Origin of the sequence: Cupriavidus metallidurans CH34, from assembly GCF_000196015.1 — a bacterium.
Classification (GTDB): Bacteria; Pseudomonadota; Gammaproteobacteria; order Burkholderiales; family Burkholderiaceae; genus Cupriavidus; species Cupriavidus metallidurans.
This window is the reverse complement of the sequence record NC_007973.1, coordinates 1,577,143-1,589,128: the sequence shown is the minus strand read 5'-3', so window position 1 is coordinate 1,589,128 and position 11,986 is coordinate 1,577,143. Positions and strand designations below refer to the sequence as shown.

Genomic DNA, 11,986 nt, shown 5'->3' with positions numbered 1-11,986 from the left:
GTACATGATCGCCACAGCAGGCCTCGTGGACTTCCACTGCCATCTTGATCTCTACCCGAACCATGCTGCGGCAGTCCAGGACGCGGAGGCCTCTGGCGTGTTCACGCTGGCGGTGACGACGACACCTCGCGCCTGGCCTCGCAATCACGAACTCGCGCAGCGCACAAAGCATGTTCGAGCGGCTCTGGGACTGCATCCGCAGTTGGTCGCAGAACGCGAGAACGAGATCGAGCTATGGGATCAACACCTTGCGGAGACGCGCTATGTCGGCGAAGTCGGGTTGGACGCCGGCCCCCGGTTCTTCAAATCGCTCGATGCGCAGAAGCGTGTGTTCCAACACGTGTTGCAGCGTTGCGCGCAGGCCGGTGACAAGATCATTACGGTTCACAGCATCAGGTCGGCCAAGGCGGTACTCGATCTTGTCGAAGCACATCTACCGCCCGAGCGCGGGAAAATCGTTCTCCACTGGTTCACGGGAACAAAGAGCGAGGCGAAGCGTGCGTTGGAATTGGGCTGCTACTTCTCGATCAACGCGGCAATGCTGGGCAATGAGAGGCACGCACCGATGGTGCAGGCTATCCCCTTGGATCGGATGCTGACGGAAACTGATGGTCCCTTCACTCGCACTGGCGACAGGCCCTCGCAGCCGACGGATGTAGTAAGCGTCGTCGAGGAACTGGGCTGTTTACATCGGCTACCTGCAAACGACATGGCCAGCCTTATTCGTGACAACCTACGAGCATTGCTCGGATAGCTGGAGACGAAACGCTCCGCGCGAACTCTACATCCGCTTGAGTGTTCCCCAGTTCGCCCTAGCAAGTTGTCCCGATAGCTGCGGAACTTCACCATGTCTCCATGCAGCGTGCTCATGGAGTCCGAGGTGGAACATCTATCGCAAACGACCAACGCGGCCGGCATCGACAACGACATCGGCCGGTCTCTCCCCTTGCCGGGAACGGAGGCCTACGAGGCACTGCCGCAATTTCCGAAGCGCAGCGCCCTCCCCTTCCGACGCACCATTCGCCGCCAGGAACTGCGGCAGATAGTCCCCTTGGCCGAAACGACGATCTACGAAATGGAGCGCCGCGGCGAGTTTCCACGCCGATTCAATCTGACGCCGCGCTGCGTGGTGTGGGACTTGGCCGAAGTAGAAGCGTGGGTCGAAGAACGAAAGCAAGCGCCTCGCGGCGGCACCTCAAAGCCGGATGTCCACCTACGAAAAACCCGCCCTGTCCGGGCGGGTTCGAGCGAGAAATGAGGCCGGCGACGTTCCTCATCCGACCAGGGCTTGCAGTTCCTTTGACGCCGAGCGCGGCAGCCGCCGCCCCTCCTTCGCCACGTTGACCTGCAAAGCCACTCGCGCCACCTCCAGCACGTCCTTGGCCAGCGCATAACTGCCCTTGGCCTGCAACCAAGCCAGCACGTCCGCCAGATGCCAGATCGACGCACTGCCCTCATGCACCGGCGCCGGGAAGCTGCCCGGATGGGCCAGCATCAACTTGCGCATGTTCTGCCGCGACACGCCCACGATGTCGGCCACATCGGTCAGGCCGACCAAATCCGGCGCCACCTCGATCAGCTTGGCCGACGGCGCGGCACGGCGCACATCGGCCAGCGCACTACGCACCGCGTCATCCGCATCCGCCGCCTCGCGCGTGAACTCCAGCGCCAGGCGCCCCGGCTGCCCGATGCCGACCAAGGCATCGTCGCAGCCGGCTTCGCCCAGGCGCTCCACCAACGCCTCCGTGTCGCGGTCGTCGTCGGCAAGCTGGTATTTCAGGGTGAAGGTGTATTCCATCGCGCTACTCCTTGGAACCGTCGTCAGCCTCGTGCTGCTTGCGGTGCGTGGTGCAGTTGTCCACGACGCGCCGCAAGGCGCGAGCGTGGTTGCCGGGGTTCTTCGGCGTGCTCCACACGCTGGTGATGCAGAACTCGCCGCAGCGGCATTCCTCATCGTTGTACGGGCAGTAAATCCGCCCCCAGGCATGGCTACCACCGACTTCGACGCGCCAGCCCTGCCCTTCGGCGTGCCTGAGAGCTTCCTCGACCTCTTTCTTTGGATGAGGGGAACGAGCCATCAGTGACCTTCAGTATGAGGATGGCCGGCAAGGTTGTCAAGTGACAACCTTGCCAGGACAAGATCAGGCCACATATCGCCGACCAGCGAGAAGTTCAGATTTCCTCGTTTTCGATCACTCAAAGTGATCGCTTCCTCGAAATAACAAACCTGGCACAACCCGGCAAAGACCGATTCAAGGCAACCCATGATGCGGCCCTCCTACGCGATCGCGCTCAACGCCGGCACGACCACGTTCTCCGGCATCAGCTTCGGCACGTAAGTCTGTCCGCCACCCCAGGCATCGACCAGGTTGGCCCACTCTTGCAGCATGTGGCGCCGCTGCTCGGCGTATTCGGCCTTGTTGTAGACCGAACGCGAGGAACGCCCCTCCTCGTGCGCCAGGCACTTCTCAATCCAGTCGCGGTTGAAGCCGATTTCGTTCAGCAGCGTCGAGCCGGTGCGGCGCAGATCGTGGACGGTGAACGGCTGTAGCGGCAGATCTTTGGCCTTGGCACCTTCTGCCACCAGCATCGTGATGCGATTCAAGGTCGCATTGGACATGCACCGCTCTGCATCGTAGCGAGAAGGGAAAACGAACTTTGAGCCAGCCGCACAGGCGTGCAGCGTCACGAAGATGTCGAGCGCCTGGCGCGACAGATAGACCACGTGCGGATTGCGACCCTTCATCCGCTGCTTCGGAATCGTCCAGGTCTTGCGCTCGAAATCGACTTCATCCCAAGTGGCCTGGATCAGTTCGCTCTTGCGCACCAGCGTCAGCAGGATCAGGCGCAGCGCCAGCTTGATGGTCGGATAGGTCGCCACCGTCTCCAACTGCTGCACCATCAAACGGATTTCCAGCGGCGAGAGGGCACGATCCTTCGGCACGAAGGTGGCGATCGAGGACGGCCCCACGCTGTCGGCGGGGTTGACCACCTTCTCACCGTGGGCGATGGCGTAGACGTAGACCTGCTTCACGATGTCCCGGATCTGCACCGCGGTGGCTGGTGCCCCGCGCTCCTTGACCTTGTTGCACAGAATCCGAAGGTCTTCGGCCTGGATCTCGGTCAGCAGCCGATTCTGGAAAACCGGCAGGATGTCCCGGTCGATGATGTGCTTGCGCACGGCGCGGGTGCTGTCGGCCCATCTCGTGTGGGCAAGATACGTCTCCATCGCCGCGCCGAAGGTCTTGATGGCGCGAACCCGGCGCTTGTCGCGTTGCTTCTCCAGCGCGGGCGATATGCCCTGGAGAACGGCCTTGCGCGCCTCCAGAAGCAGTTCACGCGCCATTGCCAGCGAAATGCCGCCTGCACCGTAGCGGCCGATGGTCAAGGTCTCGCGGCGGCCGTTGAGACGGTAGTCGTAGCGGAAGGTGACGGTATTTGCGGGCGATACCGTCACGTACATCCCGTCCCGGTCAGAAACCTTATAAGTCAATGACTTAGGCTTCAGATTGCGCAGTGCTGTGTCGGTCAGCATCGAGGTTTACCTCCTGTTTTGCGACGGCTTTTACCGTCAAGGACCAGGAGACCCACTGATGCCCGGAAAGCCGCATGCAATAAGCTTTCCCGAGAAGGCTTTTACCGTCAAAGACGGTAAAAGTCTGAATAGTGAACGAGAGTGTCTTAATTCGGCCTCAGTTCTTACCGTCAGCTCTACCGTCAACCGTTTTTGCTGGTCGGCGATAGCCACCGATAGCTGCCGCGACGTATTTCCTTCTAAATCAACACGTTACGACGGGTTTTCGGATGGCTGGCGATAGTCCCTGAAGGACGTAAATTCACTCCCACTCGATCGTCGCAGGCGGCTTGCCCGAGACGTCGTACACCACGCGGTTCAGCCCGCGAACCTCGTTGATGATGCGGTTCGAGCAGCGGCCCAGCAGCGAGTACGGCAGGTGCGCCCAGTGGGCGGTCATGAAGTCGGTGGTCTGCACCGCGCGCAGCGCGACGACATAGTCGTACGTACGGCCATCGCCCATCACGCCTACGGACTTCACCGGCAGGAACACGGCAAATGCCTGGCTGGTCAGGTCGTACCAGCTCTTGCCCACCTGATTCGCTTCGCACAGACCGGCAGCGGCGTCCTGCTCCGTGGCGATCGTCTTGCGGAGTTCCTCGATGAAGATTGCATCGGCGCGACGCAGCAGGTCAGCATAGTCGCGCTTGACCTCGCCGAGAATCCGCACACCCAGACCCGGGCCCGGGAACGGATGACGGTAGACCATCTCGGGCGGCAGGCCCAATGCCACGCCCAGTTCGCGCACTTCGTCCTTGAACAGGTCGCGCAGCGGCTCCAGCAACTTCAGGCCCAGCGTTTCCGGCAGGCCACCCACATTGTGGTGGCTCTTGATCGTCGTAGCCTTCTTGGTCTTGGTACCGCCCGACTCCACCACGTCCGGGTAGATCGTGCCCTGCGCCAGCCACTTGGCGTTGCTCAGCTTCTTTGCTTCGGCCTGGAAGACCTCGACGAACTCGCGGCCAATGATCTTGCGCTTCTGCTCGGGGTCGGTCACGCCGGTCAGATGACCCAGGAATTGCTCGGAGGCATCAATATGGACAACCTTGGCGTGCAGGCGGCCTGCGAACATGTCCATCACCATCTTGCCTTCGTCCAGGCGCAGCAGGCCGTGATCGACGAACACGCAGGTGAGCTGGTCGCCAATGGCGCGATGGATCAGCGCGGCGGCCACCGACGAATCGACACCACCGGACAGGCCGAGGATCACCTCTTCATCGCCCACCTGTTCGCGGATCTTCTCGACGGCTTCGGCGATGTGGTCACGCATGACCCAGTCGGCCTTCGTGGCGCAGATCTCCAGCACGAAGCGCTCGATCATCTCGCGGCCCTTCGACGTATGCGTGACTTCCGGGTGGAATTGCACGCCATAGTAACCGCGCGCCTCGTCGGCCATGCCGGCGATCGGACAGCTCGGCGTGGAGGCCATCAGCTTGAAGCCGGCCGGCAGTGCCGTGACCTTGTCGCCGTGGCTCATCCAGACCTTCAGCATGCCGTGGCCTTCGTCCGTGGCGAAGTCCTCGATGCCCTTGAGCAGGTTCGTGTGGCCATGGGCGCGCACTTCCGCGTAACCAAACTCGCGCGAATCGCTCCACTCCACCTTGCCGCCCAGTTGCACGGCCATCGTCTGCATGCCGTAGCAGATGCCGAGCACCGGCACGCCCAGGTCCCACACGGCCTGCGGCGCGCGCAGTTGGTGGTCCTCGTAGGTGCTGGCGTGGCTGCCGGACAGGATGACGCCCTTCGGCGCGAACTCGCGCACAAACTCGTCGGTGACGTCGTTCGGATGGATTTCGCAGTAGACGTGCGCTTCGCGAACGCGGCGGGCAATGAGCTGTGTGACTTGCGAGCCGAAGTCAAGAATGAGGATTTTGTCGTGCATGATTGGCAGTTGGCAGTGCTTCCGGATCGGGTTCGGGCATCACCTCGGTGCCCGGACCATAGCCAGGCGGTGGCGTGATACCCGGCTCGCGCCGGTATTCGGGAGATGCAGGGGATCCATTCGGGCGCGCCGTGCGGGGCACGCCGGGTTCGTTGTTCGGGGAGTCGCCATTGGCCGCGCCAGCTTCGCGCTCGGCCGTAGCCAGTTCGGCCTGTTGCCGCTCACGCAGCCGCACCTTCTTGGCCGCGGGAATCTGCACGATGGCAAAAAATATCAGTACGGCTGCCAGCGTCAGCAACCAGACCTTGCCCACGCCTTGTACCGGAATATCGAGAAACAGCGTCCATACGGTCACCAGCAGCGCGCTGACCAGATTCACATAGCCCGTGGTCCGCGCCACGGCGACGGTCAACTGGCCGTTGATGGTGGCCTGGAACAGCAGCCAGGACAGTCCAATCGTCGCTACGCCAAGCAATTGCCCGAAGAGGGCTGGCTGGGGCTGCGGCAATTGCAGCGCGGCATACAGCGTGGTGAACGGTGACGCCAGCAGCAGGATGCCAAGCAGCAAGTCCAGCAAGGCGTCGAAGAACAGCACGGCTCGCAGCAATACCTTCATGAGCGCTCCTTTTTTGCAGCGCGGCCGCGCGGCCCCGTCAGCATCGACGAAACCAGCGCGGCCGTGGTGGGAGGCACCAGATCGAAATCAATCGATATGGTAGTTCGGCGCTTCCTTGGTGATCTGCACATCGTGGACATGCGACTCGCGCATCCCCGCGGCGGTGATCTGCACGAACTCGGCGGTCTCGTGCCATTGGGCAATCGAGCTTGCGCCGCAGTAGCCCATCGACGCACGAATGCCACCGGTCAGTTGGTGGATGATCGCCTGCACCGAGCCCTTGTAAGGTACGCGGCCTTCGATGCCTTCGGGCACGAGTTTGTCGACGTTGGCCGTGTTGTCTTCCTGGAAGTAGCGGTCAGCGGCACCGTCCTTCATCGCGCCAACCGAACCCATGCCACGGTAGCTCTTGAACGAACGCCCCTGATACAGGAACACTTCACCCGGCGCTTCCTCGGTACCCGAGAACATGCCGCCCATCATCACGGTGTGGGCGCCAGCGGCCAGTGCCTTGGCAACGTCACCCGAATAGCGCACGCCGCCATCGGCGATCAGCGGCACGTCTGTGCCCTTGAGCGCTTCCGCCACGTTCGACACGGCGGTGATCTGCGGCACGCCGACGCCAGCAACGATACGCGTCGTACAGATCGAGCCCGGACCGATACCGACCTTGACGCCATCGGCGCCATGTTCGACCAGTGCCAGCGCAGCCGCGCCAGTGGCGATGTTGCCACCCACGACCTGCACTTGCGGGAAGTTCTGCTTGACCCAGCGCACGCGATCCAGCACGCCCTGGCTGTGGCCGTGCGCAGTATCGACCACGATCACATCCACGCCGGCCTTGACCAGCAACTCCACACGCTCGTCGTTGTCCGGACCCACGCCCACTGCGGCACCTACGCGCAGTTGGCCGTGCGCATCCTTATTGGCCAGCGGGTTTTCCACGGCCTTCTGGATATCCTTCACGGTAATCAGGCCGCGCAGTTCGAACGCGCCGTTGACTACGAGCACACGCTCCAGACGATGGCGGTTCATCAGGCGCTTGGCTTCTTCCAGCGGTGCGCCTTCGGCGACGGTCACGAGCTTTTCTCGCGGCGTCATCTTCGCGCGCACCGGGGCGTCGAGTTCTTCCTCGAAGCGCAAGTCGCGATTGGTGATAATGCCGACTACGGTCTTGCCTTCCAGCACCGGGAAGCCCGAAATGCCATGCTGCTGCGACAAGGCGATCACATCGCGGACCTTCATTTCCGGAGAAATGGTGATCGGATCACGCAGCACGCCCGATTCGTAGCGCTTCACACGCTGCACTTCGCGCGCCTGGTCGGCTGGCTTCAGGTTTTTGTGGACGATGCCGATACCACCGGCCTGTGCCATGGAAATGGCAAGGCGAGCTTCCGTCACGGTATCCATGGCGGCGGAAACCAGCGGAATGTTCAAGTCGATGGAACGGGTCAGGCGGGTGCGGAGGGAAACATCCCGGGGCAGGACGGCCGAATAGGCCGGGACGAGCAGCACATCATCGAATGTGAGTGCTTTCTGGACAAGACGCATAGCGAATCCTCTAGGCGCAAAAGCAGATTATACAGGAATGCAGGATTTGCTGATGCGTTATCGCATGGCGTTTGCTAATCTCGGCCTCCTTTTTAGACGCCCCTTCGGGGCCAGGCGGGAAGACCATGGGAATCGGGGTGTTATGCGGACTGTTGGCGGGGGCATTCTGGGGCATGGTATTCATCGCGCCCAAGCTGCTGCCAGTGTTCTCCCCCTGGGAACTCGCGATCGGCAGGTACCTGGCCTACGGTCTGGTGGCCTTCGTCGCAGCGCTACCCCTGATGGGCCGCATCGCCCGCAAACTGACACGCGCCGACTGCATCGCCCTGCTGCGCCAGGCATTCACCGGCAACCTGCTCTACTACGTGCTGCTGGCTTTCGGCGTGCAGTTGGCGGGCGTCGGACCGACCTCGCTGATCATTGGCATCCTGCCGATTTCGGTCACGCTGATGGGCCGGCGTGACCATGGCGCCGTGCAGCTGCGCCGGCTGGTGCCGCCACTGCTCGTGGTGGCAGCCGGGATCGCCTGCATCAACATCGATCTTTTCGCCGGGGGCGGCAGCGCGCACGGCGCCACGATCGGCGCGGCGGCGCGCCCCGTCTGGCAGAAAATCGCCGGTGTGATCTGCGCGGCTGGCGCCCTGGTCTGCTGGACGCTTTATGCCGTCGACAATGCCCGCTACCTTCAGCGCAATCCACACTACAGCGGCAACGAATGGTCCGCGCTCTACGGCTTGTCGACTGGGCTGGTATCGGCGGTTCTCGCCGCAATCGGCTGGGCGATGTTTGGCGACACCCTGACCGCCCCCGACAGCGGCCGCGACTGGCAGTTGTTCTGGATGGTCAATGCGGCCGTGGCGCTCGGAGCGTCGCTAATTGGCAACAACCTCTGGAACATTTCAAGCCGCCGTTTGCCACTGACGCTGTCCGGTCAGATGATCGTTTTCGAGACGCTCTTCGCGCTGGCATATGGGTTTGTATTCGATCATCGCTGGCCGCGGCCCCTCGAGATGGCCGCGATCATGCTGTTGATGGCAGGCGTGGCGTGGTCCGTGCGCTTGCACGCGACCGACAAGTCTCAGTAGACTAACGAGCCATGACGCACGGGTCACATCACTGTCAACCCTACTGCCGTCTGATGCCCATCTGCAACCCGCTCGACCTGTTGACGCCTTCGCCATGAACCGATCGTCCGTGCTGTACCTGCTGATTGCTGCAAGCCTTGCCGTCCCCGGCACCGCATTCTCCCAATGGCAATGGAAGGACACCAACGGTCGCACGGTCTACAGCGACACGCCGCCACCGCCATCCGTGCCGGACCGCGCCGTCATCATGGCACCGGGCCGCGCGCCGGGCATGTATCACGCGGTGGAAGCCGATGCTCCGCCGAAAGGTGACGCACCGGCAAAGGCCGACGCCCCACGCATGCAACCCACCAGCGTCAAGGCCGGCGGCGCCAAGCCGAAGGACGCGGACACCGAGTTCCAGGAAAGACGTGACGCGCGCTTGAAGGCGGATCTCGAAGCCGCCACCAAGGAGCGCGAGCAACTGGCCAGGCAACAGAGTTGCCAGGAATTGCGCAACTACGCGGCAGGGCTGAATCAAGGGATGCGCGCGGCGAAGGCGGGCCCCGATGGCGTGCCGGTGCGTCTGAACGACGACGAGCGTGCCGCGGAGATTGCGCGCGCCAACGAAGCATTGCAGCAGTGCAATAGCTGAAAGGGCGCAAAGCGACCCACACGCCACTCATCCGCCACTTAACAAGCCACTTAGAGGCGCTATCAAAATGAAGCGAAGCGGTTCTGGCTAGGCGCGCGGCCGCAGACAGTACAAGTGGTACGGCAAGGCCGCGCAACGACGCCAGAATCATTTTGATAGCGCCTCTTAGGCGCCCTGCCCGCCGCCACGCAGCCATTTCTGGCCCTCGCGCGTGCCGGACGCGCGCGTCCTCTGAACCCGCTTGCGCCGCGCGGTCTTCGGGTCGGCAGTCAGCACACGATACACTTCCACGCGATCTCCCTGCCTTACCGGGGTATCCAGCGTCTTGAGCTTGCCGTAGACACCAACGCGCAGCGTGCTCGGATCGACCTCGGGACAGGCTTGCGTCAGGCCACTGGCCTCGATCACACCGATGATCGTCGTCCCCGCGGGAACATCCAGCTCCTTCAGGAACACGGTATCCGGCCGCGCGTAGCAAACGGACAGGCGCACCAGACCGCCCACCTCAGCCGTTGTTGGCGTTGTTGGCATAAACCACCTCGGCGCGTTTGACGAACGCATCAACAAAGGTATTGGCGATCACGCTGAATACCGGCCCGATGATCTTCTCCAGAAAGACGCTGGTGAACTCGTAATGCAGGTGAAATTCGATCTTGCACGCGTCCTCGCGCAGCGGCGTGAAGCGCCAGGAGCCATTGAAGACCTTGAAAGGCCCGTCGGCGAACGTCATATCAATGCGGGTCGGACGTTCCTGAGCATTACGCGTGTGGAAGAACTGCTTGATCCCTTTGAAGTGAATATGGATCTTGGCATCGAGCAGCGTATCTGTCTGCTCGAACACCTCCACACCGCCACACCAGGGCAGAAACTTGGGATAGTCCTCCACGCGGGTGACCAGATCGTACATTTGTTCGGCCGAGTGGCCGAGCAGGACGGATTTATGGACGTCTGCCATGTATTCGGATTACAGGGCACCGGCGGGCTGGGCCGGGGCCGGGGCGTTTGCTAAAATCGCAATTTTAGCCGACAGCCGCGCGTACGGCACGTCCGGCGCCCGCCGCACCCACCCCGGCTGACTTACGCTGTCGCCCAAGACCGGCGCGACAAATATCTTCAGGAACCACTTCCCGCATGACGATCGCTGACAACAAGAAGGCCTTTTTCGACTACTTCATCGAAGAGCGCTATGAGGCCGGGATCGTGCTCGAAGGCTGGGAGGTCAAGGCGATTCGCGCCGGGCGTGTGCAGATCAAGGAAGGCTACGTCGTGGTACGCGACGCGGAAATGTTCCTGATCGGCGCCCATATCAGCCCACTACAAAGCGCCTCCACCCACATCAATCCGGACCCGGTGCGCACGCGCAAGCTGCTGCTCAAGGCCGACGAGATCAAAAAGCTGATCGGCAAGGTCGAGCAGCGCGGCTATACGTTGGTGCCGCTGAATCTGCACTACACGCGCGGCCGCGTCAAATGCGAGATCGGGCTGGCCAAGGGCAAGAAGCAGTTTGACAAGCGCGAAACAGAAAAGAACCGCGACTGGGATCGCGAGAAGGCTCGCATCATGAAGGGCGGCGTGAAGGAATGATGGCTGCGCAGCATAAGCAATAAACAAAAACGGAGGCATGAGCCTCCGTTTTTGTTTCTGCCAACCTATTGGTCCCATGCGGCACTCAGACTGCCTTCTCCATCTTCTGGCCCTTCACGATCTGCAGCGCGGACGCGATCATCGAACTCATCTCACCAAGGTTGCCCGGCACGATCAATGTGTTGCCCTGCTTGGCCAGGTTGCCAAACGCCGCCACATACTCCTCCGCGACCTTGAGGTTGACTGCCTCGGAACCGCCCTCCCCCCGGATCGCGTGACCGATTTTCTCGATCGCCTGCGCATTTGCCTCGGCCACGGCCAGAATCGCGGCCGCCTCACCTTGGGCCTTGTTGATAGCCGCCTGCCTTTCACCCTCTGACTTCTGGATCGCCGCCTCGCGCGCGCCAGACGCCAGATTGATCTGCTCCTGCCGCTTGCCTTCCGATGCAGCAATCAGCGCGCGCTTCTCGCGCTCGGCAGTGATCTGCGCCTGCATGGCATGGAGAATTTCCTTGGGCGGCGTCAGATCCTTGATCTCGTAGCGCAGCACCTTCACCCCCCAGTTTGCCGCGGCCTCATCCAGCGCATTGACCACGCTGTGGTTGATGAACTCGCGCTCCTCGAAGGTCTTATCGAGTTCCAGCTTGCCGATCACCGAGCGCAGCGTGGTCTGTGACAGTTGCGTAATGGCCACTACGAAATTGCTCGAGCCATAGGACGCCTTCATCGGGTCAGTCACCTGGAAGTACAGCACACCATCCACCTGCAATTGCGTGTTGTCCTTCGTAATGCAAACCTGGCTAGGCACATCGAGCGGAATTTCCTTGAGGATGTGCTTGTAGGCCACTCGATCGATGAAAGGCACGACGACGGTGAGGCCTGGTGTCAGCGTGGCGTGATAGCGCCCCAGACGCTCCAGTACCCACGCGTGCTGCTGCGGCACGATCTTGACCGACTTCGCAATCAGCACGATGGCGGCAATGAGCAGGATCAGCGGAAACAAACCTAGCTGATAGGCAAGCATATATACGACTCCCTTCGAGAGGATTGACGACTGGGT

Annotated in this window: 14 protein-coding genes; 5 read left to right on the top strand and 9 right to left on the bottom strand. The window is 61.9% G+C overall.

What is annotated here, in order from left to right; genetic code table 11:
• Positions 1–4: 4 nt before the first annotated feature.
• Positions 5–754, top strand: coding sequence for a Qat anti-phage system TatD family nuclease QatD (gene qatD / locus RMET_RS07395; protein ID WP_011516217.1), 750 nt, complete (start codon positions 5–7; stop codon positions 752–754).
• Positions 755–868: 114 nt separating this feature from the next.
• The gene (locus RMET_RS07390) at positions 869–1,258 is read left to right on the top strand and encodes a helix-turn-helix transcriptional regulator (RefSeq protein WP_029310272.1); all 390 of its coding nucleotides are present in this window, start codon (positions 869–871) and stop codon (positions 1,256–1,258) included.
• Between the two features lie 15 nt (positions 1,259–1,273).
• Here RMET_RS07390 and RMET_RS07385 read toward each other — a convergent pair whose 3' ends face one another.
• From RMET_RS07385 to guaB, 6 genes are all read right to left on the bottom strand, one after another.
• Positions 1,274–1,798 (bottom strand): helix-turn-helix transcriptional regulator, encoded by a 525-nt coding sequence (locus RMET_RS07385; RefSeq protein WP_011516215.1) that lies wholly within the window; start codon positions 1,796–1,798, stop codon positions 1,274–1,276.
• Between the two features lie 4 nt (positions 1,799–1,802).
• Positions 1,803–2,078 (bottom strand): hypothetical protein, encoded by a 276-nt coding sequence (locus tag RMET_RS07380; protein WP_011516214.1) that lies wholly within the window; start codon positions 2,076–2,078, stop codon positions 1,803–1,805.
• Positions 2,079–2,278: 200 nt separating this feature from the next.
• Positions 2,279–3,535, bottom strand: a complete 1,257-nt coding sequence (locus RMET_RS07375) for a tyrosine-type recombinase/integrase (RefSeq protein ID WP_011516213.1) — start codon at positions 3,533–3,535, stop codon at positions 2,279–2,281.
• Between the two features lie 301 nt (positions 3,536–3,836).
• Positions 3,837–5,456 (bottom strand): glutamine-hydrolyzing GMP synthase, encoded by a 1,620-nt coding sequence (guaA, locus tag RMET_RS07370; RefSeq protein WP_011516212.1) that lies wholly within the window; start codon positions 5,454–5,456, stop codon positions 3,837–3,839.
• Positions 5,431–6,072 (bottom strand): hypothetical protein, encoded by a 642-nt coding sequence (locus RMET_RS07365; protein ID WP_011516211.1) that lies wholly within the window; start codon positions 6,070–6,072, stop codon positions 5,431–5,433. Before RMET_RS07365 ends, guaA begins: the two co-directional genes overlap by 26 nt.
• A gap of 87 nt (positions 6,073–6,159) precedes the next feature.
• On the bottom strand, positions 6,160–7,623 hold the full coding sequence (gene guaB / locus RMET_RS07360; protein WP_011516210.1) for an IMP dehydrogenase: 1,464 nt from the start codon (positions 7,621–7,623) through the stop codon (positions 6,160–6,162).
• Between the two features lie 125 nt (positions 7,624–7,748).
• Here guaB and RMET_RS07355 point away from each other — a divergent pair, with 125 nt between their 5' ends.
• Together RMET_RS07355 and RMET_RS07350 are read left to right on the top strand one after the other, a co-directional pair.
• Entirely contained in the window at positions 7,749–8,708 is a 960-nt protein-coding gene (locus RMET_RS07355; RefSeq protein ID WP_011516209.1) for a DMT family transporter, read from the top strand.
• 94 nt (positions 8,709–8,802) lie between these two features.
• Positions 8,803–9,342, top strand: coding sequence for a DUF4124 domain-containing protein (locus RMET_RS07350; RefSeq protein ID WP_011516208.1), 540 nt, complete (start codon positions 8,803–8,805; stop codon positions 9,340–9,342).
• A gap of 165 nt (positions 9,343–9,507) precedes the next feature.
• Here the strand turns inward: RMET_RS07350 and RMET_RS07345 are convergent, their stop codons facing one another.
• On the bottom strand, positions 9,508–9,873 hold the full coding sequence (locus RMET_RS07345) for an RnfH family protein (protein ID WP_011516207.1): 366 nt from the start codon (positions 9,871–9,873) through the stop codon (positions 9,508–9,510).
• Positions 9,848–10,297, bottom strand: a complete 450-nt coding sequence (locus RMET_RS07340; protein WP_011516206.1) for a type II toxin-antitoxin system RatA family toxin — start codon at positions 10,295–10,297, stop codon at positions 9,848–9,850. Before RMET_RS07340 ends, RMET_RS07345 begins: the two co-directional genes overlap by 26 nt.
• 176 nt (positions 10,298–10,473) lie before the next feature.
• Between RMET_RS07340 and smpB the strand changes: the two genes are divergently transcribed.
• On the top strand, positions 10,474–10,926 hold the full coding sequence (gene smpB / locus RMET_RS07335) for an SsrA-binding protein SmpB (protein WP_008652065.1): 453 nt from the start codon (positions 10,474–10,476) through the stop codon (positions 10,924–10,926).
• 85 nt (positions 10,927–11,011) lie between these two features.
• Here smpB and RMET_RS07330 read toward each other — a convergent pair whose 3' ends face one another.
• The gene (locus tag RMET_RS07330; RefSeq protein ID WP_011516204.1) at positions 11,012–11,950 is read right to left on the bottom strand and encodes an SPFH domain-containing protein; all 939 of its coding nucleotides are present in this window, start codon (positions 11,948–11,950) and stop codon (positions 11,012–11,014) included.
• Positions 11,951–11,986: the final 36 nt, after the last annotated feature.

Coding starts and splice junctions, on each gene's coding strand:
- qatD (WP_011516217.1), top strand. CDS start 5: ATGATCGCCACAGCAGGCCTCGTGGACTTCCACTGCCATCTTGATCTC.
- RMET_RS07390 (WP_029310272.1), top strand. CDS start 869: ATGGAGTCCGAGGTGGAACATCTATCGCAAACGACCAACGCGGCCGGC.
- RMET_RS07385 (WP_011516215.1), bottom strand. CDS start 1,798: ATGGAATACACCTTCACCCTGAAATACCAGCTTGCCGACGACGACCGC.
- RMET_RS07380 (WP_011516214.1), bottom strand. CDS start 2,078: ATGGCTCGTTCCCCTCATCCAAAGAAAGAGGTCGAGGAAGCTCTCAGG.
- RMET_RS07375 (WP_011516213.1), bottom strand. CDS start 3,535: ATGCTGACCGACACAGCACTGCGCAATCTGAAGCCTAAGTCATTGACT.
- guaA (WP_011516212.1), bottom strand. CDS start 5,456: ATGCACGACAAAATCCTCATTCTTGACTTCGGCTCGCAAGTCACACAG.
- RMET_RS07365 (WP_011516211.1), bottom strand. CDS start 6,072: ATGAAGGTATTGCTGCGAGCCGTGCTGTTCTTCGACGCCTTGCTGGAC.
- guaB (WP_011516210.1), bottom strand. CDS start 7,623: ATGCGTCTTGTCCAGAAAGCACTCACATTCGATGATGTGCTGCTCGTC.
- RMET_RS07355 (WP_011516209.1), top strand. CDS start 7,749: ATGGGAATCGGGGTGTTATGCGGACTGTTGGCGGGGGCATTCTGGGGC.
- RMET_RS07350 (WP_011516208.1), top strand. CDS start 8,803: ATGAACCGATCGTCCGTGCTGTACCTGCTGATTGCTGCAAGCCTTGCC.
- RMET_RS07345 (WP_011516207.1), bottom strand. CDS start 9,873: ATGCCAACAACGCCAACAACGGCTGAGGTGGGCGGTCTGGTGCGCCTG.
- RMET_RS07340 (WP_011516206.1), bottom strand. CDS start 10,297: ATGGCAGACGTCCATAAATCCGTCCTGCTCGGCCACTCGGCCGAACAA.
- smpB (WP_008652065.1), top strand. CDS start 10,474: ATGACGATCGCTGACAACAAGAAGGCCTTTTTCGACTACTTCATCGAA.
- RMET_RS07330 (WP_011516204.1), bottom strand. CDS start 11,950: ATGCTTGCCTATCAGCTAGGTTTGTTTCCGCTGATCCTGCTCATTGCC.